Here is a 21,485-nt window from a genome sequence, read left to right on the forward strand (position 1 = left end):
GTTTCGTTATATTTCTCCCGCCACCATGCCTCCACCGCTCTCGCCCCCACCTAGGCTGCCATGACCTCCTCCGACCGCCCCAAAGCCACCAACCCCAAATCCCTCTCCGGCCTGCTGCCGTTTCTGCGGCCCTACCGGGGCCGCATTGGCATGGCGCTGGTGTTTCTGGTGCTGGCGGCGGGCGCCACGCTGGCGTTTCCGATTGCGCTGCGCAGCCTGATCGACGGCGGGCTGGTGCAGGCCGATAAGGGCGCGCAGGTGATGGCGCTGCGCGAACACTTTGCCGCACTGTTTGCGGTGGCGGTGGCGCTGGGCCTGTTTTCGGCCGGGCGCTTCTACATGGTGAGCTGGCTGGGCGAGCGCGTCACGGCCGACCTGCGCAACGCGGTATACAGCCATGTGCTCAAGCAGAGCCCCGAGTTTTTTGAAACCACGCAAACCGGCGAGGTGCTCTCGCGCCTTTCGGCCGACACCACGCTGGTGCAAACCGTGGTGGGCTCGTCGCTCAGCATGGGCCTGCGCAATGCGGTGATGGGCATTGGCGCCCTGGGCGTGCTGGTGTGGACCAACCCGGTGGTGATGCTGCAGGTGCTGGTGGTGCTGGTTCTGGTGGTGGTACCCAGCCTGTGGTTTGGCCGGCGCGTGCGCAAGCTCTCGCGTGCCAGCCAGGACCGTATCGCCGATTCCAGCGCCATCGCCGCCGAGGTGCTGAACGCGATTCCCGTGGTGCAAAGCTACACGGCCGAGGGCCGCGAGACCGCGCGCTTTGTCACCTCCACGGACAACGCCTTCGAGACCGCCACCAAGCGTAGCCGCATGCGCTCCATGCTGGTCGCCTTCATCATCATTGCCACCAGTGCCGCGCTGCTGTGGGGCCTTTACCAGGGCACGCAGGCCGTGGCCGAAGGCCGCATCACGGCGGGCCATTTGGGGCAGACCGTGGTGTACGTGATCATTCTGGCCAGCGCGTTTGCGGTACTGGGCGAGGTCTATGGCGACCTGCTGCGCGCCGCTGGCGCCACGGAGCGGCTCATGGAGCTGCTGGGCACCCAGTCGCCCATCACTTCCCCATCAAATCCGCTGCTAGCCCCCATGCCTTCTGCGGGAAGCGCTATCAAATTCGAAGCGATCGACTTCCACTACACATCGCGCCCGCTGCAACCGGCGCTGCAAAACTTCAGCCTGAACGTGCAGCCCGGCCAGACTGTGGCCATCGTCGGGCCCAGCGGGGCCGGCAAGAGCACGGTGTTCCAGCTGCTGCTGCGCTACTACGACCCGCAAAGCGGCGGCATTGTGCTGGACGGCGTGGGCACGCGCGACATGGCGCTGGATGCGCTGCGCCAGCGCGTGGGCATCGTCCCGCAAGACGCGGTGATCTTCTCCAGCAGCGCGCTGGAAAACATCCGCTACGGCAAGCCGGATGCGACGGACGCCGAGGTGAAAGCCGCCGCCCAGGCCGCATTTGCCCACGAGTTCATCAGCGCCCTGCCCCAGGGCTACGACACCTTCCTGGGCGAGCGCGGTGTGCGCCTGTCGGGCGGGCAGCGTCAGCGCATTGCCATCGCACGCGCCATGCTCAAAAACCCACCCCTGCTGCTGCTGGACGAAGCCACCAGCGCGCTGGACGCCGAAAGCGAACGCATGGTGCAGGCGGCGCTGGAATCGGCCATGCGCGACCGCACCACACTGGTCATCGCCCACCGCCTGGCCACAGTGCAAAAGGCCGACCTGATCGTGGTGCTGGACCACGGCAAGCTGGTGGAACAGGGCACGCACGCCGAGCTGGTGGCGCGCGGCGGCGTCTACGCCGGGCTGGCAGCGCTGCAGTTCAACGCCTGACCACCTCAGAATAAGACAAGCAACTGCTTGCCAAAAGCAAGCAGTTGACGCACTATTGCGGTATGGACAACATCAACCGCATCGAGGCTGTGCGCCGCTTCAACCGCTTCTACACCCGCCGTATTGGCGTGCTGCACGAAGGCCTGCTGGACTCCCCTTTTTCGCTGACGGAAAGTCGCATCCTGTGGGAGTTGGCGCATGTGGACGAAGGCACGGGCATCACCGCCACCGACCTGGGCCGCTTGCTGGACCTGGATGGGGGCTACCTGAGCCGGTTGTTGAAATCGCTGAAAGAGCGGGGTTTGGTGACCGCGGCCCCCAGCAGCGCCGATGCGCGCCAGTCCTTGCTGCAACTGAGTACAGCTGGCCGGACCGCCTTTGAGCCATTGGATCGCCGTTCGCAGCAGGACATCGACGCGCTGCTTGGCAAACTCAGCGATACGCAGCAGGTGGAGTTGCTGCAAGCCTTCCAGCGCGTCCAACGGCTCATGGACGAACCCGCCACTAAATCCGCAAGCGGCAGCTTTGTCCTGCGCCCCCACCGGCCAGGCGACATCGGCTGGGTGGTGTCGCGCCATGGTGCGCTGTATGCCCGCGAGTACCAATGGGACATGCGCTTTGAAGCCATGGTGGCACGCATTGCCGCAGATTTCATTGACCACTTTGACGCCCGACGTGAAGCCTGCTGGATCGCAGAGCGGGATGGCATCAACATCGGTTGTGTGTGCCTGGTTCAGGCCCGTGAGGAGAGCACCCAGGCGCCCATTGAAGGCGTCGCGCAGCTTCGGCTCTTGCTGGTGGAACCCAGCGCACGCGGGCTGGGATTGGGGGAACGGCTGGCCGCCGAATGCCAACGCTTCGCGCTGGAAGTGGGGTACCAGCGCATCCGGCTCTGGACCAATAGCCAATTGGCGGCCGCCAAACATATCTATCGCAAGGCTGGCTACAGGCTGGTAGCCAGCGAGCCTTTCCAGGGCTTTGGGCACGACCTGGTCGGGGAGACCTGGGAGCTGGATCTCTGAGGTGATCCATTGAAAAGAGGGGCTTAGACCCCTAAAATCAAGGGATCACCCTCAGGAGAACTCTATGGACGTCAGCAAAGCCAAGCCCGCCCCTGTGCAACCGGCCCAGGCGCTCAAGCGCACCGAGGAGTCCCAGCGACGCGAAACCCAGGCTAAAGAGCAACCAGCAAAAAAGGCAGAAGCTCCCAAGCGTCCCGTGGTGAACGCGCAGGGCCACACGACTGGGCGCCTGCTCAACGTCAGCGCCTGAACGCGACCCGCCCCTCACTCTCCGGGTTCCAGGTAGACGGCCATGGTTGCCATCACCGCCACCAACAGCGCGACACCGTCCTTGCAGGCGTCGCTGAGCATGGTGCGCCTGGAGCAAGCGAAGCGGGAGGCGGACACCGCCGAAGCCAAGGCGGAAGACTTGCGGGCGCAGGCTGACGATGCTGAGCGTGAGGCGCAAGACCGCAAAGACAATGTCCATGAGTTGAGCACCCGCAAGGCCACCGATCCCCTGGCCAGCAGTACCTACAGCGCGCCCGGCAAAGCCAACGCTGTCGCCGTACCCGCGGCCACCCAGGAGTTTCTGGTGCGCATGTACAAAGCCACCAGCCCACAGTTTGCCGCCAGCGGCAATGCGCTCAAAGACGACAGCAAGGCAGCTCCAGCCGTCAATACGCTGGGCCAGGCCACGGGGCGCATTCTCAATCTCCGCGTCTGACATAGTTATTATTTTTTTGCATAGTTTGCAAATGAAGTGGCCTTGGACAGGTCGACGTTGCCCGCCTACATTGCGGGCCATGACGACAACTACAAGGAGCTTTCATGTCGCAACACCACGCTAATCCGGCGTCTCCCGCGAACCCCGCAGCCACCACCCATGCGCTGCCTTCCTACCTGCAGGCCGACCACCTGGGCCCCTGGGGCATCTACCTGCAACAGGTCGACCGTGTCACCCCCTACCTTGGCCACCTGGCGCGTTGGGCCGAGACCCTGAAACGCCCCAAGCGTGCGCTGATCGTGGATGTGCCGATCCAGCTAGACAACGGCACCGTGGCCCACTTCGAGGGCTACCGCGTGCAGCACAACACCTCGCGCGGCCCCGGCAAGGGCGGCGTGCGTTTTCACCAGGATGTGACGCTGTCCGAAGTGATGGCGCTGTCGGCCTGGATGTCCATCAAGAACGCTGCGGTGAACGTGCCCTACGGCGGCGCCAAGGGCGGCATCCGTGTCGACCCCAAGACCCTGTCACGCGGCGAACTGGAGCGCCTGACGCGCCGCTACACCAGCGAGATCGGCATCATCATCGGGCCCACCAAGGACATCCCCGCGCCTGACGTGAACACGAACGAACAAATCATGGCCTGGATGATGGACACCTATTCCATGAACGAAGGTGCCACGGCCACTGGCGTGGTGACCGGCAAGCCCATCGACCTGGGCGGCTCCCTGGGCCGGCGCGAGGCCACGGGCCGCGGCGTATACACCGTAGGCGTAGAAGCGGCACAGCACATCGGTCTGGACGTGAGCAAGGCCCGCGTGGCGGTGCAAGGCTTTGGCAATGTAGGCGGCATCGCTGGCAAGCTGTTTGCCCAAGCCGGTGCCCGCGTCGTCGCCGTGCAAGACCACGGCGGCACCATCTACAAAGAGTCAGGCCTCGACGTGCCGGCCCTGCTGGCCCACGTGGCAGCACACGGAACGGTGGCAGGATTCACTCCTGCGGAGACGATTGCCAACGACGCGTTTTGGGACGTGGATTGCGACATCCTGATTCCCGCTGCGCTGGAACAGCAAATCACCGCTGCCAATGCGGGACGTATCAAGGCCAAGCTCGTGATCGAAGGCGCCAACGGCCCCACCACGCCGGACGCTGACGATATCCTGCAAGAGCGCAACATCCTGGTTCTGCCCGACGTGATTGCCAACGCGGGGGGCGTGACCGTGAGCTACTTTGAGTGGGTGCAGGACTTCTCCAGCTTCTTCTGGAGTGAAGACGAGATCAACGCCCGCCTGGTGCGCATCATGAAGGAAGCGTTTGCCGGCGTGTGGAACGTGGCGCAGGACCACAAGGTGAGTTTGCGCACCGCCACCTTCATCGTGGCTTGCAAGCGCATCCTGCATGCGCGCGAGCTGCGCGGTTTATACCCCTGAACGGCATTCCACGCCTTGGCTGGGCGTAGCAGCTGCGTTACTGGAGGGGCTCTTTGAGCGCTTCCGGCAGGACAAAGGGCATCACATCGATGCCCTCCTCTGCCAGCTCGCGGGCTTCCTTTTCCGTGGTACGTCCGCGGATCCCGCGTTCTTCGGTCTCGCCGTAATGCATCTTGCGGGCTTCTTCGGCGAACTGCGTGCCCACATCCGTGGTGGTAGCCACCACGTGGCGAGCCACAGCCATCCATGCCGCGGCCAAGGCGGCGTTGTGGGGCAAAGCCGCCATCTCGCCAGCATGGGGCGCAGAGCTTGGCGTCGAGGCATCCCCCCCTTGTTCGACTGTAGGCGCACGAGCACCCGACAGGTTCAGCCTGGGCGCACTGAGCTTTTTGACCACAGAGGGATCGCCGCATACAGGGCATTGCACCAGCGCACGCGCGCATTGGGACACAAAATCATCTTCCGAGGCAAACCACCCTTCAAACGGGTGTCCTTGGGCACAGTGAAGGTCCAGAACTTTCATGGGCGTATTGTCCGCCGTCAGACCATGGGAAGCGCTGGCCCCCACTGCAAAGGCCAGCTGCCTTGCAGGGCTTGTTGCAGCCAAAGGGCGCCTGCGAGGGTTTTCGCATCGGTCACCCGGCCCTGCTGGCACCACTGCAGCAGTTCTTCGAGGGTGGCGGTAAACACTTCGAGAAACTCGCCAGCATCCAGCTTCGCTGGACCCGCTGTCAGACCGCGGGCAAACCAGATGTCAATGAACTCGGTGGAGTACGCAATCACGGGGTGCATTTGCCCGGCCCGCGCCCATTCGGTTGCCGTGTAACCGGTTTCTTCCAGCAACTCCCGCTGGGCACAAAACTGCACACTCTCACCGGCATCCAGCTTGCCCGCTGGAAACTCCACCATGACTTGGCCAATGGGATAACGGAATTGGCGCTCCAGCACGACGCGGATCTGGCCCGAATCGTCCTGCAACAAAGGAATCACCATCACAGCACCGGGATGGACAACATATTCGCGGGTTGCGGAAGCACCATCGGGCAAGGTGACGGTGTCACGAAAGGCGTGGAGAAATGTGCCCTTCAGGATTTCTTCACTGGAGTGCGTGTGCTCACGCAGATGGCTGTCGTCTTCCATGGCAGGAACGCCTGATCAACCGTGCCGCTTGAGCAAGTAACGGTAGACAAAGCCGGGAAAGGCAAAGGTCATGAACAAGGCCCAGGTGATGGCAAAAAATTCCCAGCCCTGTGGCGTGATTTGCCCGGCATGCTTCTCCAAACCCGCGCCGACCATGCCGGTCACGCCGTACCAGAGCACGAGCTCCAGCAGACGCAAGCCCAGCGACTTGCGCTGTGCCACCGGCAACACACCCATGAGTTTTTCGGTGAAGAACGGCAGGTTGGCACCCAACAGTGCCAACACGACCAAAACCGCTACCGCGAAAGAATTGCCCATCCGCCGATACGACCTCAGGTGCCCAGCATCTGCTTGATGGATGCTGCACACAGTGCCATCAGCCCGCTGGGGAACAGACCCAGTACCAGCACCAGGGCGCCATTGACGCACAACACCACGCGCACATCGGCCGGAGCACTCACGGTAGTCGCGGTAATGGGTTCGTCAAAGTACATGACCTTGATGAGGCGCAGGTAGTAGAAAGCTCCGACCAGCGATGTCAACATCGCGAAGACTGCCAAAGCCAAGTAGAACGAATCACCCGAGGCGATCAAAGCTTGCAGGACCGACAGCTTGGCATAGAAGCCCACCATGGGGGGAATGCCTGCCAGCGAGAACAAGGAAATGGCCATGATGGCGGCGTACAGCGGGCTGCGTTGGTTCAATCCCGCAAAATCAGCGATCTCTTCGCTCTCAAAACCTTCACGGGAGAGCAGCAAAATCACGCCGAAGCTGGCCAAGGTGGTCAGCACATAGCTGATCACGTAGAACATGGCTGAGCTGTAGGCGTTGGCAGCAGAAGCAATATTGCCGTTGACCACACCGGACATCAGGCCCAGCAGCACAAAACCGATTTGGGCAATGGTTGAGAACGCCAGCATGCGCTTGACGTTGGTCTGTGCAATGGCGGCAAAGTTTCCGATCAATAGCGAGCCCACAGCCAGCACCATCAACATCTGCTGCCAGTCACCCGCCAAGGGCAACATGCCTTCCACCAACAAGCGCATGACGATGGCAAAGGCAGCCAACTTGGGCGCAGCACCGATCATCAGCGTCACCGCTGTGGGAGCACCTTGGTAGACGTCGGGAATCCACATATGGAACGGAACAGCCCCGAGCTTGAATGCCAATCCGGCCACAATAAAGACCAAACCGAACACCAGCACGCCATGCTGGTACTTGCCGGACGAAATAGCCCGGAACACTTCATTCACATCCAGAGAGCCGGTAGCGCCATAGAACATGGACATGCCATACAGCAGAAAACCCGACGCCATGGCGCCCAGTACAAAGTACTTCATCGCGGCTTCAGTCGCAGTGGCGTTGTCACGGCGCAGCGCCACAAGCGCATAGCTGGACAGCGTCAGCAACTCCAACCCCAGATAGGTCACCAGGAAGTTGTTGCCGGAGATCATGACGAACATACCCAGCAGGGAAAACAGGCTGAGCGTGAACATCTCGCCACCGCGCAACATGTCACGCTGGCTCGCATAGGGGCGGCCGTACACCAGGGTCACCATCACGGCCAAGGTGGCAAAGCACTTGAGCCAGTTGCCCATGGAGTCGCTGACCACCATGTTGCCAAAGCCGTAGTACGTGGCCCCGCCTGAAGCGTAGGCCGCTTGCAGCAACGCCACAACAGCCAACGTCAACAAGGTGAGCAGGTAGGTAGCACTGCGCAATGGCGTTTTGACGCCCAAATCGGCTATGGCAATGACGCAGGCCATCACCATGAGCACGATCTCGGGATACACCGTGATCCAACTGAGTTTGTCAATCATCATTCGTCTCTCAATTCAGTCTGATCAGTTCAACTTGGACACTGCCACGTGCTTGAGCAGCTGCGCCACCGAAGCATCCATGACATCGGTGAAGGGCTTGGGGTACAGGCCCATGTACAACACAGCAGCAGCCAGCAGCGCCAGCATCAGGAATTCACGGGCATTGATGTCCACCAGAGACTTCACATCGTCGTTGACCACAGGACCCAGGTACACACGCTTGAACATCCACAATGTGTACGCCGCACCAAAAATCAACGCACTGGCAGCGGCAAAGCCGATCCAGAAGTTGAATTTAACGGCGCCCAGAATCACCATCCACTCGCCCACGAAGCCCGCAGTTCCAGGCAAGCCGCAATTGGCCATGGAGAACAAAAGTGCAAACGCCGCAAATTTGGGCATGGTGTTGACCACACCGCCGTAGCTGGCGATTTCACGCGAATGCACCCGGTCGTACAGCACGCCAATAGAAAGGAACATGGCGCCCGACACAAAGCCGTGGGCGATCATTTGCACCAAGCCGCCGGACACACCCAAATCATTGAAGATGAAGAATCCCAGGGTCACAAAGCCCATGTGCGCAACCGACGAATACGCAACCAACTTCTTCATGTCTTGCTGCACCATTGCCACAAGGCCCACGTACACCACCGCAATCAACGACAGGGCAATCATGGTGGCGCCCCACTCATGCGCCGCATCAGGCGCAATCGGCATGGAGAAGCGCAGGAAACCATAGGCACCCAACTTCAGCATGATCGCAGCCAGCACAGCAGAACCGCCAGTCGGCGCTTCCACGTGCACATCCGGCAACCAAGTATGCACAGGCCACATCGGTACCTTGACTGCAAATGCCGCAAAGAAAGCGAAGAACAGCAGCGTCTGGGGCGCACGCGCCAAAGGCAGCGCGTGCCATGTGGCCAGATCAAAGCTGCCACCTGATTTGGTGTACAGGTAGATCAACGCCACCAGCATCAGCAGCGAGCCCAGCAAGGTGTACAGGAAGAACTTGAAGGCCGCATAGATCTTGTTGGGGCCACCCCAGATACCAATGATCAAGTACATCGGTATCAGTGTCGCTTCGAAGAACACGTAGAACAACAGACCGTCAAGCGCTGTGAACACGCCAATCATCAATCCGCTGAGGATCAGGAACGCGCCCATGTACTGGTTGACACGCTGGGTAATGACTTCCCAGCCCGCAATCACCACCACCACATTGATGAAGGCCGTGAGCAGCACAAACCAGAAGGAAATGCCATCCACGCCCAGGTGGTAATTCACATTGAAGCGCTCAATCCAGCGCGCATTCTCCACAAACTGCATGGCAGCCGAGGCAGTGTCAAACTGACCATACATAGGCAAGGTCACCAGCAAGCTGACCACGGCTCCAACCAACGCGATCCAGCGCACCACACCTGCATGCTCATCGCGTCCAAACGCCAGCAGCACTAGGCCAAAGGCGATGGGAGTCCAAATTGCAAGGCTCAACAAACCCATATTATTTTTCTCCTTAGCGGCCAAGCCATTGAACAACCATGGGCCATGTCACAAAGTAGGACATGATCAAGAACACGCCCAAAATCATGACCAGCGCGTAGTGGTACAGGTACCCCGATTGCACCTGACGCACCAAGCCGGACAGCCAGCCCACCAGCTTCCAAGACCCATTGACCACAGCTCCGTCAATGATGGTCTGGTCACCCACCTTCCACAGCCCCGTACCCAATCCACGTGCGCCACGCGCCAGGATGTTTTCGTTGATCCAGTCGAGGTAGTACTTGTTTTCCAACAGGGTGAAAACCGGCATTACGTTGCGCTTGATGGTGGCCGGTACGGACGGGAACACCATGTACATCAGATAGGCGGTTACAACACCGGCCAAAGCCAGCCAGAACGGCAGGGTAGTAAAGGCGTGCATGGCCATTTGCAGCGGACCATGGAAGGCGTGCGCCAGCTCGTCCATTGCAGGGTGCTTCTCCAGATTGATCGCAATCACGTCCTTGAAGAAATCGCCAAACAGCATGGGCTGAATGGTCAGGAACCCGATCAATACGGAGGGGATTGCCAGCAATACCAGTGGCACCGTTACCACCCAAGGGGATTCGTGCGGATGGTGGTCGTGGTGATCGCCATGGTCGCCGTGGTGGTCGTCATGGTGTGCATCCGGGTTCTGGTCAAAGCGCTCTTTGCCATGGAACACCAGGAAATACATACGGAAGGAATAAAAAGCCGTGACAAACACGCCGGCAAGTACGGCGAACGATGCAAAACCGGCACCTGGCAGATGGCTCTCGTGCACCGCTTCAATGATGCTGTCCTTCGAGTAAAAACCTGCGAACAATGGCGTACCGATCAGGGCCAACGAGCCCAGCAAAGAGGTGATCCAGGTGATGGGCATGTATTTGCGCAGGCCACCCATCCAGCGGATGTCCTGGTTGTGGTGCACACCCATGATCACCGAGCCAGCCGCAAGGAACAGCAAAGCCTTGAAGAAAGCGTGCGTCATCAAGTGGAACACCGCCACCGAATAGGCGGAAGCACCGAGTGCCACTGTCATGTAACCCAGCTGCGACAGCGTGGAATACGCCACCACACGCTTGATGTCGTTCTGGATGATGCCCAGAAAGCCCATGAAAAGTGCGGTGATGGCACCGATCACCAGAATGAAGTTCAGGGCAGTGTCACTCAACTCAAACAGGGGCGACATGCGCGCCACCATGAAAATACCCGCAGTCACCATGGTCGCCGCGTGGATCAGCGCGGAGATCGGCGTAGGACCTTCCATGGAGTCAGGCAGCCACACGTGCAGAGGAAACTGGGCCGACTTGCCCATGGCACCAATAAACAGGCAGATACAGATCACCGTGATCAGCATCCAATCGGTTCCCGGGAACGTCAGTTGGGCCAAGGCATCTGCCTTGGAGAACACTTCTGCGTAATTCAGCGTGCCACCAAATGCAACGATGAGACCAATGCCCAGAATGAAACCGAAGTCACCCACTCGGTTGACCAGGAAGGCCTTCATGTTGGCGAAGATGGCGGTGGGCTTGTTGAACCAGAATCCGATCAGCAGGTAGGACACGAGACCCACAGCTTCCCAGCCAAAGAACAATTGCAGCAGGTTGTTGCTCATGACGAGCATCAACATGGCAAAGGTGAACAGGGAAATATAGGCAAAGAATCGGTTATAGCCTTCGTCCTCCTCCATGTAGCCCACGGTGTAGAGGTGCACCATCAGCGACACAAAGGTCACAACACACATCATCATGGCAGTCAGGCTATCCACGAGGAAGCCCACTTCCATTTTCAATCCACCCACCGTCATCCAGGTGTAAAGGGTTTCATTGAAACGGGCGCCATCCAGCGCCACCGACTTCAGCGTGGACGCGGACAACACGAATGCCACCAGCACGCCCAAAATGGTCAGCGTATGGCTCAGCTTGCGACCGATCCAGTTGCCACCAAAGCGGGTACCAAACACGCCAGCCAGCAAGGATCCCACCAGGGGCGCCAAAGGAACGGCCAACAGCGTAGAAGCAGAAAGGGTTTGACTCATTTCGGTTAGCCCTTCAGCGTATTGAGTTCGTCGACGCTGATGCTGGACTTGTTGCGGAACAACAGAACCAGAATGGCCAGGCCAATGGCAGACTCGGCCGCCGCCACTGTCAAAATGAAGAACACGAAGATTTGTCCGTGCATGTCATGCAGGTAATGCGAGAACGCCACAAAGTTGGTATTCACGGCGAGCAGCATCAATTCGATGGCCATCAACAACACAATCAGGTTGCGACGGTTCAAGAAAATGCCGACTACCGACAGGGCGAACAGCATCGCACCCAGCGACAGAAAATGTCCTAAGGTCAAGGTCATACTTTGGTCTCCGCTTGCGACTCGCCCGCTTCAGGAGCTTGCGCAGCTTGTGTTGCAGCCATCTTCACCACGGTCATGCGATCGCGTGACATCACACGCACCTGATCGCCGGGGCTCACATATTTGCTGTCCTTGCGGGTACGCAGGGTCAGGGCGATAGCCGCGATCACGGCGACCAGCAAAATGGCAGCCGCAACTTCCAGCGGCAGCAGGTACTGGGTGTACAGCAGCTTGCCCAGTTCTTTGGTATTGGACGCGCCAGCCACCGCTGCCGCATTCGCTACCTGCGGATCATCGACCACGCGAAAGCCACCCATCAGTACAGCGGCCATTTCGAGGGAAATTACCACCCCCACCAGAGCGGCAAGAGGAAAATGTTTCCAGAAGCCAATGCGGAGGTTCTCCACATTGATATCCATCATCATCACCACAAACAGGAACAGCACCATCACCGCACCAACGTATACCAACACCAGCGTAATGGACAGAAACTCCGCCTTCAACAACATCCACACCATGGCAGCCTGGAAGAAGGTCAACACCAGAAACAGCGCTGCATGGACAGGGTTGCGTGCCGTGATCACCCGAAATGCTGCAAACAGCAGCACGGCTGAGAACACATAAAAAAGACCGGTCGTAACACTCATGATTCAAACACTTTCTTGCGACGGATCAGCGGTACTTGGCATCTGCCTGTTTGGCAGCGGCAATTTCGTTTTCGTAACGATCGCCCACCGCCAGAAGCATCTCTTTGGTGAAGTACAGATCACCACGCTTCTCACCGTGGTATTCCAGAATGTGTGTTTCCACAATCGAATCCACAGGGCAGCTTTCTTCGCAAAAACCACAAAAGATGCACTTGGTGAGGTCGATGTCGTAGCGGGTGGTACGCCGTGAGCCATCACTGCGCACATCAGATTCGATGGTGATCGCCATGGCGGGGCATACCGCTTCGCACAACTTGCAGGCAATGCAGCGTTCTTCGCCATTTTCATAGCGGCGCAGCGCGTGAAGACCGCGGAAGCGGGGAGACAGCGGTGTCTTCTCCTCAGGAAACTGCACCGTAATCTTGCGTCTGAACAGATAGCGCCCTGTCAGGGCCAAGCCCTTGAACAGCTCGATCAAAAGAAAACTGGACAGAAAATCCCACAAGGAAAAGGCGGGCGACGGTGTACGGGTCAAAGCAGGCGTTGTCATGTGTGGTTCCTTCAGGGCCAAATGTTGAAGGACGTTTGCATCCAGGCGCCGACTACCAGCAGCCAGACCAGCGTGACGGGGATAAACACCTTCCAACCCAGACGCATGATCTGGTCATAACGGAAACGGGGGAATGTGGCGCGAATCCAGATAAACAGGCTGACCACGGCAAAAGTCTTGAGACCCAACCAGATCCAGCCGGGGATGAAATCCAACGCAGCCAGCGGCGACAACCAGCCGCCGAGGAACATCACCGTGGCGAGTATGGAGATGAGCCACATGTTGACGTATTCAGCCAGATAGAACATCGCGAACGACATGCCAGAGTACTCGACCATGTGACCGGCCACAATTTCGGCCTCGCCTTCGACCACATCAAATGGGTGACGATTGGTCTCGGCCAGTCCCGAGATGAAATAGACAACGAAGACAGGCAGCAACGGCAACCAGTTCCACGAGAGGATGCCCAAGCCCTTTTCGGCCATCATGCCCTTGCCTTGGCCAAGCACAATGTCTGTCATGTTCATGCTGCCGGAAATCATCAGCACGATCACCAAACAAAATCCCATGGAAATTTCATAGCTGACCATCTGCGCCGAAGCACGCATGGCACCCAGGAACGAATACTTGGAGTTGGAGGCCCAGCCAGCGACGACAACCCCATACACTTCCAAGGAAGTAATGGCCATCAGAAACAGTAGACCTGCATTGATATTTGCCAGCACTGCATCCGGGCCAAACGGCACCACCGCCCAAGCCGCCAGAGCCGGCATGATCGTCAAAATGGGGCCGATGAAAAACAAACCCTTGCTGGCGTTAGTGGGCGTAAGAATCTCTTTCGTCAGCAGCTTGAGCGCGTCGGCAATTGGTTGAAGCAGGCCCAAAGGCCCGACGCGGTTAGGGCCAACACGGACCTGCATCCAGCCCAGGAACTTGCGCTCCCACAAGGTCAGGTACGCCACAAGCCCCATGAGCGGCAGCAACACCACAACAATCTTGATCAGTACCCACAGAACAGGCCATGCCACGCCAGTCCACCATGTCGCAGCCAGCAAGCCCAGGCCAGCGTTGTAAATCGTGTCGATCATGACAAAACCTCTTCCACAGATGGGGCTGCAGAGCGGGCATCGGCCGTGAGCTGCAACGATGTTGCGCGACGCACTGTGCCGTCCAATTGGTAAATCGAGGCAACCACAGGGGCTGCACCCTGCGATGACACGTCCACTGGACCGCGGTAGGCATTGCTCAAGCGATCGGCCGGTACGAATTCTGGTATTGCCGCAGCCCCGGAATGCAAACTCTTCAACACATCTTGCGAAGACTCAAAGTCAAATCCGGGCAGGCCCAGGAGGTTGGCCAATACGCGCAAGACCTTCCAGGCTGGACGCGCTTCGCCCAGAGGCTTGACCACAGCATGGAAACTTTGAACCCGTCCCTCTGCATTGACGAATGTCCCTGAGGTTTCAGTGAATGGCGCAATCGGCAACAGCACGTCGCTGAAAGCCATATTGGCCTTGAAAGGACTCAAAGTGACAACCATTTCGGCCTTGTTGAGACCTTGCACAGCTGCAGCACCAGCGGCACTGTCGTACACAGGCTCGGTGTTGAGCAGCAGCGCTGCCTTCAGTCCACCTGCCAACATCTGGCCGGCATGTGCACCGTTGCCTTGCGGCATGGCGCCAGCGATCTGGGCACCCACCGTATTGGCAGCTTCCGTCAGGTAGCCCACGCTTGCACCGACCTGCTCGCCAATCCAGTTGGCAAGGCTCAACAAGCTGCTAGCCTTGGCATGGTGTGCCGCGGCATTGCCCAACAAGATGGCTTTACGTTCACCCGACAGCAAAGACCAGGCAATCGCCTTGGCTTGCACGCTGGCGGTACCCGATGCGGGCGCAGGAACGCCCCTTTCAGCCGCCACTGCAGTTGCGATATCTGCCAGCGACTGCACCCAAGCGGACGCCTGCACTTGCACGCTATGGGTGACCGGCAACGCCCAGTCAGGGTTGCCTGTCGTGATAGCGCTCACCACGCCACCCACCTTGGCGGCTTGGCGAATGCGCTGGGCAAACAGGGGGTGGTCTTTGCGCAGATTGGAACCTACGACCAGAATGCGCTGCAACTGCGACAGGGAGGCAATGCTGGTACCAAGGTAGCGCACGCCTTCGGTGGCAACAAACTCGGCGTTGCGCAGACGGTAGTCGATGCTGTCACTACCCAAACCACGCACCAAGGCACCCGCCAGATGCAGCTCTTCCAGCGTACTGTGAGGGCTCACCAAGGCACCAATGGACGCCACACCGTGGTTAGCCTTGATTTGCTTCAAACCGTTGGCTACGTACTCGAGGGCCGTTTGCCAATCGACGCTCTTCCATTCACCACCCTGCTTGAGCATGGGCGTAGTCAAGCGCTCATCGCTATTGAGGGCTTCATAGGAGAAACGGTCGCGATCGGCAATCCAGCATTCGTTCACGGCTTCGTTCTCCAGCGGCACCACGCGCAACACCTTGTGGTTCTTCACCTGGACGATCAGGTTCGCGCCTGTGGAATCATGGGGACTCACGGACTTGCGGCGCGACAGCTCCCAGGTACGGGCGCTGTAACGGAAGGGCTTGCTGGTCAGAGCACCGACGGGGCAAATGTCAATCATGTTGCCCGACAGCTCCGAGTCCACCGAATCGCCGATGAAGGTCTCGATCTCCGCATGCTCGCCGCGGTGCGACATGCCCAGCTCCATCACACCCGCTACTTCCTGGCCGAAACGCACACAGCGTGTGCAGTGAATACAACGGCTCATCTCCTCCATGGAGATCAGCGGCCCTACGTCCTTGTGGAACACCACACGTTTTTCTTCTTCATAGCGGGATGACGAACCGCCATAGCCCACAGCCAAGTCCTGCAACTGGCACTCGCCCCCCTGATCGCAAATCGGGCAATCCAGCGGGTGATTGATGAGCAGAAACTCCATGACCGACTTCTGGGCCTTGATGGCCTTGTCGCTCTTGGTACGCACAATCATGCCCTGGGTCACCGGGGTGGCGCAGGCAGGCATGGGCTTGGGCATCTTCTCCACATCCACCAAGCACATCCGGCAATTCGCCGCAATGCTCAGCTTCTTGTGATAACAGAAATGGGGAATGTAGGTGCCCGCCTTATCGGCCGCATGCATCACCATGCTGCCTTCGGCGATCTCTACCTTCTTGCCGTCGAGTTCGATTTCAATCATCTTGTGACTCGCTCAAACGTGGGCCGCAACCATGCTGGTCTTGTGCTCTACGAGGTACTCAAATTCGTGCCGGAAGTGCTTGATCATGGCTCGCACTGGCATCGCAGCAGCATCGCCCAAGGCGCAAATCGTGCGCCCCATGATGTTTTCGGCCACGTTATCCAGCAGTGCCATATCGCTGGGACGACCTTGGCCATCCACGATACGGTCCACCATGCGTGACAGCCAGCCCGTACCTTCGCGGCACGGGGTGCATTGGCCGCAGGACTCGTGCATATAAAAGTAGCTCAGACGCTGCAGGGCCGTGACCATGCAACGGGTTTCATCCATGACGATCACAGCGCCAGAGCCCAGCATGGAGCCTGCCTTGGCAATCGAGTCGTAGTCCATGGTGCATTCCATCATGATGGAAGCAGGCAGCACGGGAGAAGACGATCCACCGGGAATCACGGCCTTCAAGGCCTTGCCGCCACGCACGCCGCCCGCAAGCTCCAGCAGCTTGGAGAACGGTGTGCCCATGGGGATCTCGTAGTTGCCGGGGCGTTCCACGTCGCCGCTGATGGAGTAGATCTTGGTGCCACCGTTGTTGGGCTTGCCGCACTCCAAGTAAGCCTGACCGCCGTTGCGAATGATCCAGGGAACTGCAGCAAAGGTTTCCGTGTTGTTGATCGTGGTGGGCTTGCCATACAGACCAAAGCTGGCCGGAAATGGCGGCTTGAAGCGAGGTTGGCCTTTCTTGCCTTCCAGCGACTCCAGCAAAGCGGTCTCTTCACCACAGATGTAGGCACCAAAACCGTGGGCGGCATGCAGCTGGAAGTTGAATCCGCTGCCCATGATGGCGTTGCCCAGATAGCCGGCCGCACGCGCCTCTTCCAGCGCCTCTTCGAAGCGTTCGTAGGCCGAAAAGATTTCACCGTGGATGTAGTTGTAGCCCACACTAATGCCCATGGCATAGGCGGCAATGGCCATGCCTTCGATCACGATGTGCGGATTGAACTGCAAGATGTCCCGGTCCTTGCAAGTACCGGGCTCGCCTTCGTCCGAGTTGCAGACCAGGTACTTTTGTCCCGGAAACTGTCGGGGCATGAAGCTCCATTTCAGTCCCGTGGGAAAGCCAGCGCCACCGCGCCCGCGCAAAGAAGACTCTTTGACCGTCGCAATCACCTGATCCTGGGTCAGACCTTCTCCACCGTCTTTGCCGACGATTTTGCGCAGCGCCTGGTACCCGCCGCGGGCCTCATAGTCCTTCAGACGCCAATTGCTGCCATTCAGACCTGCGTAGATCTGGGGATTGATGTGGCGATCATGAAAACAGGTTTGAACGCCTGTGGCGCGAAACTGGGAAAGTATGTTCTCAACGGTCATCACTTGCCCTCCGCGGCACGCAGGCCATCAACCAACTGGTCCAGCTTGTCGTTGGTCATGAAGCTGCACATGGAGCGGTCATTCACCAACATGACCGGGGAATCCGCACAAGCGCCCAGGCATTCGCTCTGCTGGAGGGTGAAAAGGCCATCGGCCGTCGTCTCTCCCATGTGGATGCCCAGCTTTTGTTCCAGATGGTGCAAGGCCTTCTGGCCGTCCCGCAACTGGCATGGCAGGTTGGTGCACACGTTCAGCTTGAATTTGCCGACCGGACGCTGGTTGTACATGTTGTAGAAGGTGGTGACCTCATGCACCGCCATGGGCGCCATGCCCAGATGCTCGGCAATCGCCTTCTCACTCTCAGCACTCACGAAGCCCTGCTCTTGCTGCACGACAGCAAGGCAGGCCATCACGGCAGACTGCTTCTGATCAGCAGGGTATTTGGCCACTTCACGGTCGAAGCGGGCCTTGGTCGCGTCAGAGATCATCGGTCAATCTCTCCAAAAACAATGTCCATGGTGCCGATGATGGACACCGCATCAGCGATCATGTGACCGCTGGCCATTTCGTTCAACCCCGCCAAATGGGCGAAGCCAGGCGGACGAATCTTCAAACGGTAAGGCTTGTTGGCCCCATCGCTGACGATATAGATGCCGAACTCGCCCTTGGGGTGCTCCACAGCTGCATAAGCCTCGCCTTCTGGTACACGGAAACCTTCGGTGAATAGCTTGAAATGGTGGATCAACTCCTCCATGCTGCTCTTCATGGATTTACGCGAAGGCGGCGCCACCTTGTGGTTATCCGTAATGACGGGGCCTGGATTGGCCTTGAGCCAGTCCACACACTGCTTGATGATGCGGTTGGACTGCTTCATCTCCTCCATGCGTACCAGGTAACGGTCGTACACGTCACCAGTCTTGCCAACGGGAATATCAAAGTCCAGCTGGTCATAGACATCGTAGGGCTGCTTCTTCCGCAAATCCCAGGCAATGCCGGATCCACGCAACATGGGGCCGGTAAAGCCCATGTTCAGTGCACGCTCAGGCGTCACCACACCGATGTTCACCGTGCGCTGTTTCCAGATGCGGTTTTCGGTCAGCAGCGTGTGGTATTCCGCCAAGCAGGCAGGAAAGCGCTGCGTAAAGTCCTCAATGAAGTCCAGCAAGGACCCTTGGCGGTTTTTGTTAAGCTCTGCAACACCCTTGGCATTGCGCACCTTGCTCGCCTTGAACTGCGGCATGGTATCGGGCAGGTCGCGGTAGACACCGCCCGGACGGAAATAGGCCGCATGCATACGGGCGCCGCTGGCGGCCTCGTACATGTCGAACAAGTCCTCACGCTCGCGGAAGGTGTAAATAAGGATCGTGGAACTGCCGCAGTCGTTACCGTGCGAACCCAGCCACATCAGATGGTTAAGCAGGCGGGTGATCTCTGCAAACATCACGCGGATGTACTGCGCACGTACCGGCACTTCAATACCCAGCAGCTTCTCGATGGCCAGGCAGTAGGCGTGCTCATTGCACATCATGGACACATAGTCCAAGCGATCCATGTAGGGCAAGGCTTGGATGTAGGTCTTGGTCTCGGCCAGCTTTTCGGTGGCGCGGTGCAACAAACCAATGTGCGGATCCGCGCGCTGGATGACCTCACCGTCCAGCTCCAGCACCAGGCGCAAAACGCCGTGCGCCGCAGGGTGCTGCGGACCAAAGTTCAGGGTGTAGTTCTTGATTTCAGCCATGCATTCAACTGCTTATTGCAGGCCTCCGTAATTGTCTTCCCGGATGATGCGCGGTGTGATCTCACGCGTCTCAATCGTGACGGGCTGGTACACCACACGTGCCTGTTCGGCGTCGAAGCGCATCTCCACATGTCCGGTGGTGGGAAAGTCTTTGCGGAACGGGTGACCAATAAAACCGTAATCGGTCAGAATGCGGCGCAGGTCGTTATGGCCTTCAAAAACAATACCAAACAGGTCAAACGCTTCGCGCTCAAACCAGTTGGCAGAGTTCCAGATGTCGGTGACCGACGCCACTGCGGGCATATCGTCATCGGACGCAAACACTTTCAAGCGCACACGTTGGTTCAGGCTCACGGAGAGCAGGTGACTCACAACGGCGTAGCGCGGGCCATCGTAAGCACCGTCCTTGTACTCGGAGTAGTCCACGCCACAGAGGTCCATCAATTGCTCAAACTTGCAGCCGGGGGCGTCACGCAATGCCAGCGCGGCGGCGTGGTAATCGGCCGCAGACACCACGACCTGAACTTCGTCCAGCGCAATAGAAATGTGTTTGGCCTTGTCACCCAACGCTGCCTGAACAGCGGCCTGAATCGTTTCAGGACGAACGGAATAAACGGTCATGGTGCTCCTCAGGCGCGCGCAATGGTTTCGGTGCGGCGGATCTTTTGCTGCAATTGCAAAATGCCGTAGACCAGCGCCTCGGCCGTAGGCGGGCAGCCCGGCACATAGACATCAACCGGCACAATGCGGTCGCAGCCGCGCACTACCGAGTAGCTGTAGTGGTAGTACCCACCACCATTGGCACACGATCCCATGCTGATCACCCAACGCGGCTCGGACATCTGGTCGTATACCTTGCGCAAGGCGGGCGCCATCTTGTTGCACAAGGTACCGGCCACAATCATCAGGTCGGACTGCCGGGGACTGGCGCGAAAGACTTCAGAGCCGAAGCGACTCAGGTCATAGCGCGCTGCTGCAGCATGCATCATTTCCACGGCGCAGCAGGCCAGACCGAAAGTCATGGGCCAGATAGAGCCAGTTTTGGCCCAATTCACCACGGAGTCATAGCTCGTGGTGACAAAACCCTCTTTCAAAACACCTTCAATCATTGCTTACTCCCAGTCCAAGGCGCCTTTTTTCCACATGTACACGAAGCCAATGGTCAAAACAGCCACAAACTCCGCGCCAATCAAGAACCCGAAGAATCCGATCTCTTTGAGAGATACAGCCCACGGGAACAGGAAAGCGGTTTCCAAGTCGAACAAAATGAACAGGATGGCTACCAAGTAGTAGCGCACGTCGAACTTCATACGGGCATCTTCAAATGCCTCGAAGCCACACTCGTAGGGGGAGTTCTTCGCGGGGTCGGGGCGGTTGGGGCCGAGGATATAGCCCAGCACCTGGGGCACTACACCGACACCAATACCGACCAAGATGAACAGGAGAACGGGGAGATATTGATCGAGGTTCATCTTGAGATTCTGATCACCGTGATTGACGCATCCGAGGATATCTCTGAACGCGCTGATTTTTTGCTGGTGCCTTCGGCGAGACTCGAACTCGCACAGCTTTCGCCACTACCACCTCAAGATAGCGTGTCTACCAATTTCACCACGAAGGCGGCTCTCAGTTGGTGAATTTGCGTGAGGAACCTTGCGGCATTTGCTTATTCACCAGCACTAGAGTTTACCCTGAATTTTCCCTGCCACTGGCAGGGACAAGGCATTTAAAAGGCCAATTACTTGGCTGGAATCTGCGCAGCGCCAGAGGCGGGTGCAGCGGGCGCAGATTCAGCAGCGGCGGGCGCGGCCGCAGGAGCCACCACAGCAGCGCCTTCGAGCACAGAGCCCGAGCTGGCGGGACGCAGATTGCCGAAATACGCCAGCGCCAAAGTGCAAACAAAAAACACCGTGGCCAGTACCGCCGTGGTACGCGACAGGAAGTTGGCACTGCCGCTGGCGCCGAACAGGCTACCCGAACCGCCACTGCCAAACGCGGCGCCCATGTCAGCGCCCTTGCCGTGCTGCACCAAAATCAGACCAATCATGCCCAAGGCCGACAACATTTGAACCGTCAAAATAATCGTGACTACGATGTTCATAACTAACTCCTCAATTTAAACAATCTGTGCA

23 protein-coding genes and 1 tRNA gene are annotated in these 21,485 nt (G+C 58.7%); 5 read left to right on the forward strand and 19 right to left on the reverse strand.

Annotated elements, in window-relative coordinates:
* Positions 1–60: 60 nt before the first annotated feature.
* The 5 genes from AC07OE_RS07320 to AC07OE_RS07340 all read left to right on the forward strand — a co-directional run bounded on the left by AC07OE_RS07320 (position 61) and on the right by AC07OE_RS07340 (position 4,997).
* A complete protein-coding gene (locus AC07OE_RS07320; protein ID WP_495069902.1) occupies positions 61–1,839 on the forward strand; it encodes an ABC transporter transmembrane domain-containing protein in 1,779 nt (592 codons plus the stop codon).
* Between the two features lie 62 nt (positions 1,840–1,901).
* The gene (locus tag AC07OE_RS07325) at positions 1,902–2,861 is read left to right on the forward strand and encodes a bifunctional helix-turn-helix transcriptional regulator/GNAT family N-acetyltransferase (RefSeq protein ID WP_495069903.1); all 960 of its coding nucleotides are present in this window, start codon (positions 1,902–1,904) and stop codon (positions 2,859–2,861) included.
* A gap of 64 nt (positions 2,862–2,925) precedes the next feature.
* A complete protein-coding gene (locus tag AC07OE_RS07330; protein ID WP_495069904.1) occupies positions 2,926–3,111 on the forward strand; it encodes a hypothetical protein in 186 nt (61 codons plus the stop codon).
* A gap of 42 nt (positions 3,112–3,153) precedes the next feature.
* Positions 3,154–3,567, forward strand: a complete 414-nt coding sequence (locus AC07OE_RS07335) for a hypothetical protein (RefSeq protein ID WP_495069905.1) — start codon at positions 3,154–3,156, stop codon at positions 3,565–3,567.
* A 104-nt stretch (positions 3,568–3,671) separates the two neighbouring features.
* On the forward strand, positions 3,672–4,997 hold the full coding sequence (locus tag AC07OE_RS07340; protein WP_495069906.1) for a Glu/Leu/Phe/Val family dehydrogenase: 1,326 nt from the start codon (positions 3,672–3,674) through the stop codon (positions 4,995–4,997).
* 37 nt (positions 4,998–5,034) lie between these two features.
* On the opposite strand, the gene AC07OE_RS07345 is transcribed toward AC07OE_RS07340, so the two are convergent.
* From AC07OE_RS07345 to secG, 19 genes are all read right to left on the reverse strand, one after another.
* The gene (locus AC07OE_RS07345) at positions 5,035–5,520 is read right to left on the reverse strand and encodes a DUF1178 family protein (protein ID WP_495069907.1); all 486 of its coding nucleotides are present in this window, start codon (positions 5,518–5,520) and stop codon (positions 5,035–5,037) included.
* Positions 5,521–5,537: 17 nt separating this feature from the next.
* Positions 5,538–6,137 (reverse strand): NUDIX domain-containing protein, encoded by a 600-nt coding sequence (locus AC07OE_RS07350; protein WP_495069908.1) that lies wholly within the window; start codon positions 6,135–6,137, stop codon positions 5,538–5,540.
* Positions 6,138–6,152: 15 nt separating this feature from the next.
* The gene (locus AC07OE_RS07355) at positions 6,153–6,455 is read right to left on the reverse strand and encodes a DUF2818 family protein (RefSeq protein WP_495069909.1); all 303 of its coding nucleotides are present in this window, start codon (positions 6,453–6,455) and stop codon (positions 6,153–6,155) included.
* A gap of 14 nt (positions 6,456–6,469) precedes the next feature.
* Complete coding sequence (gene nuoN / locus AC07OE_RS07360; protein WP_495069910.1) at positions 6,470–7,957, reverse strand: NADH-quinone oxidoreductase subunit NuoN; 1,488 nt, start codon at positions 7,955–7,957, stop codon at positions 6,470–6,472.
* Between the two features lie 24 nt (positions 7,958–7,981).
* On the reverse strand, positions 7,982–9,457 hold the full coding sequence (locus AC07OE_RS07365) for an NADH-quinone oxidoreductase subunit M (protein ID WP_495069911.1): 1,476 nt from the start codon (positions 9,455–9,457) through the stop codon (positions 7,982–7,984).
* Between the two features lie 13 nt (positions 9,458–9,470).
* On the reverse strand, positions 9,471–11,516 hold the full coding sequence (gene nuoL, locus AC07OE_RS07370) for an NADH-quinone oxidoreductase subunit L (RefSeq protein ID WP_495069912.1): 2,046 nt from the start codon (positions 11,514–11,516) through the stop codon (positions 9,471–9,473).
* A gap of 5 nt (positions 11,517–11,521) precedes the next feature.
* Entirely contained in the window at positions 11,522–11,830 is a 309-nt protein-coding gene (gene nuoK, locus AC07OE_RS07375) for an NADH-quinone oxidoreductase subunit NuoK (protein WP_138514852.1), read from the reverse strand.
* Positions 11,827–12,477 (reverse strand): NADH-quinone oxidoreductase subunit J, encoded by a 651-nt coding sequence (locus AC07OE_RS07380; protein WP_495069913.1) that lies wholly within the window; start codon positions 12,475–12,477, stop codon positions 11,827–11,829. The genes nuoK and AC07OE_RS07380 overlap by 4 nt, the downstream gene beginning before the upstream one ends.
* A gap of 25 nt (positions 12,478–12,502) precedes the next feature.
* Positions 12,503–13,027 carry an NADH-quinone oxidoreductase subunit NuoI gene (gene nuoI, locus AC07OE_RS07385; RefSeq protein ID WP_495069914.1) on the reverse strand — a complete coding sequence of 175 codons (525 nt, stop codon included), beginning with the start codon at positions 13,025–13,027 and terminating at the stop codon, positions 12,503–12,505.
* An 11-nt stretch (positions 13,028–13,038) separates the two neighbouring features.
* Entirely contained in the window at positions 13,039–14,115 is a 1,077-nt protein-coding gene (gene nuoH / locus AC07OE_RS07390) for an NADH-quinone oxidoreductase subunit NuoH (RefSeq protein WP_495069915.1), read from the reverse strand.
* Positions 14,112–16,250 (reverse strand): NADH-quinone oxidoreductase subunit NuoG, encoded by a 2,139-nt coding sequence (gene nuoG, locus AC07OE_RS07395; protein WP_495069916.1) that lies wholly within the window; start codon positions 16,248–16,250, stop codon positions 14,112–14,114. The genes nuoH and nuoG overlap by 4 nt, the downstream gene beginning before the upstream one ends.
* A gap of 12 nt (positions 16,251–16,262) precedes the next feature.
* Entirely contained in the window at positions 16,263–17,615 is a 1,353-nt protein-coding gene (nuoF, locus tag AC07OE_RS07400; RefSeq protein ID WP_495069917.1) for an NADH-quinone oxidoreductase subunit NuoF, read from the reverse strand.
* Complete coding sequence (nuoE, locus tag AC07OE_RS07405) at positions 17,615–18,103, reverse strand: NADH-quinone oxidoreductase subunit NuoE (protein ID WP_495069918.1); 489 nt, start codon at positions 18,101–18,103, stop codon at positions 17,615–17,617. Before nuoE ends, nuoF begins: the two co-directional genes overlap by 1 nt.
* Positions 18,100–19,353 carry an NADH-quinone oxidoreductase subunit D gene (locus AC07OE_RS07410; RefSeq protein ID WP_495069919.1) on the reverse strand — a complete coding sequence of 418 codons (1,254 nt, stop codon included), beginning with the start codon at positions 19,351–19,353 and terminating at the stop codon, positions 18,100–18,102. Before AC07OE_RS07410 ends, nuoE begins: the two co-directional genes overlap by 4 nt.
* Positions 19,354–19,365: 12 nt before the next feature.
* Entirely contained in the window at positions 19,366–19,974 is a 609-nt protein-coding gene (locus AC07OE_RS07415) for an NADH-quinone oxidoreductase subunit C (protein WP_495069920.1), read from the reverse strand.
* 8 nt (positions 19,975–19,982) lie between these two features.
* The gene (locus tag AC07OE_RS07420) at positions 19,983–20,462 is read right to left on the reverse strand and encodes a NuoB/complex I 20 kDa subunit family protein (RefSeq protein WP_294764659.1); all 480 of its coding nucleotides are present in this window, start codon (positions 20,460–20,462) and stop codon (positions 19,983–19,985) included.
* Positions 20,463–20,465: 3 nt separating this feature from the next.
* Positions 20,466–20,825 (reverse strand): NADH-quinone oxidoreductase subunit A, encoded by a 360-nt coding sequence (locus tag AC07OE_RS07425; RefSeq protein WP_310344383.1) that lies wholly within the window; start codon positions 20,823–20,825, stop codon positions 20,466–20,468.
* A gap of 64 nt (positions 20,826–20,889) precedes the next feature.
* A tRNA-Leu gene (locus AC07OE_RS07430) sits at positions 20,890–20,974 on the reverse strand.
* 117 nt (positions 20,975–21,091) lie between these two features.
* A complete protein-coding gene (secG, locus tag AC07OE_RS07435) occupies positions 21,092–21,454 on the reverse strand; it encodes a preprotein translocase subunit SecG (protein ID WP_310344209.1) in 363 nt (120 codons plus the stop codon).
* Positions 21,455–21,485 lie beyond the last annotated feature (31 nt).

It is taken from the genome of Rhodoferax sp. GW821-FHT09E07 (genome assembly GCF_059416145.1).